The organism is Pontibacter sp. HJ8 (genome assembly GCF_054824225.1).
In genome coordinates this window covers 2,972-4,185 of sequence record NZ_JSYF01000348.1, presented here as the reverse complement: position 1 = coordinate 4,185, position 1,214 = coordinate 2,972, and the positions used below count along the sequence as shown (strand labels likewise).

At 50.7% G+C, this 1,214-nt stretch carries 1 protein-coding gene; it reads right to left on the bottom strand.

The window, feature by feature from the left end; all coding sequences use genetic code 11:
* Positions 1 to 170: 170 nt before the first annotated feature.
* The gene (gene sucD, locus OB13_RS15005) at positions 171 to 1,064 is read right to left on the bottom strand and encodes a succinate--CoA ligase subunit alpha (protein WP_461490986.1); all 894 of its coding nucleotides are present in this window, start codon (positions 1,062 to 1,064) and stop codon (positions 171 to 173) included.
* Positions 1,065 to 1,214: the final 150 nt, after the last annotated feature.

Genomic DNA, 1,214 nt, shown 5'->3' with positions numbered 1-1,214 from the left:
TAGGTATAGGTATAGGTATAGGTATAGCCGATCTGTCAGACACTCGCGGGAGCTGCGCACGCCGCGAGGTCACCACCTTTCTTGCAACGGCTTTGAAGTAAAACAAAAAGGCTGCCCTTGGGCAGCCTTTTTCTATAGCTTATACCTTGTGCAGGTATAGGAGAATCAAATTAAGCGTTGATCATGCCGGCGTTTTGCAGCACTTTTACCATGGTAGCGCCGATCTCAGCCGGAGAGTCTACCACGTGGATACCGCACTCACGCATGATCTTCATTTTGGCAGCAGCTGTATCGTCCGCACCACCCACGATAGCACCCGCGTGGCCCATACGGCGGCCGGCAGGAGCCGTCTGACCCGCGATGAAGCCAACTACTGGCTTTCTGTTGCCTGTCTCCAGGATGTATTGGGAAGCCATGGCCTCATAGTTACCACCGATCTCACCGATCATCACGATCGCGTCTGTCTCCGGGTCTTCCATCAGCAACTGTACAGCATCTTTGGTAGGCGTTCCGATGATCGGGTCACCACCGATACCAATGGCAGTAGAAACGCCCAAGCCGGCTTTCACGATCTGGTCAGCAGCTTCATAGGTCAGCGTACCGGATTTTGAAACGATGCCGATACGGCCTGGCTTGAACACAAAACCGGGCATGATACCAACTTTTGCTTCGCCTGGCGTGATAACACCCGGGCAGTTAGGGCCGATCAGGGTTACATCTTTACCTGTCAGGTAGTTTTTGGCCATCACCATGTCTTTCACCGGGATACCTTCTGTGATCGCTACGATCACCTTGATACCGGCGTCAGCAGCTTCCATGATTGCGTCAGCAGCAAAAGCAGGCGGAACGAAAATGATAGAAACGTTGGCTCCTGTTCTGTTGACAGCTTCTTCCACGGTGTTGAAAACCGGCAGGTCCAGGTGATTGTTGCCACCTTTACCTGGCGTAACACCACCCACTACGTTGGTGCCGTACTCGATCATCTGAGAGGCGTGGAAAGAACCTTCAGAGCCTGTGAAGCCCTGTACGATCACTTTCGAATCTTTATTTACTAAAACACTCATGTGTATCTTATTTTAGTTGATGTATGATGGTCTGACTATAAGGTAGTGCAAAAATAGGCTTTTTTGTGGCGCTTCCAAAAAATAGTTATACCTAATCAGGAGAGCAAAAGGCGGGCAAAGGAACGGGAGTGGTCATAGCTTCTGTTAGTT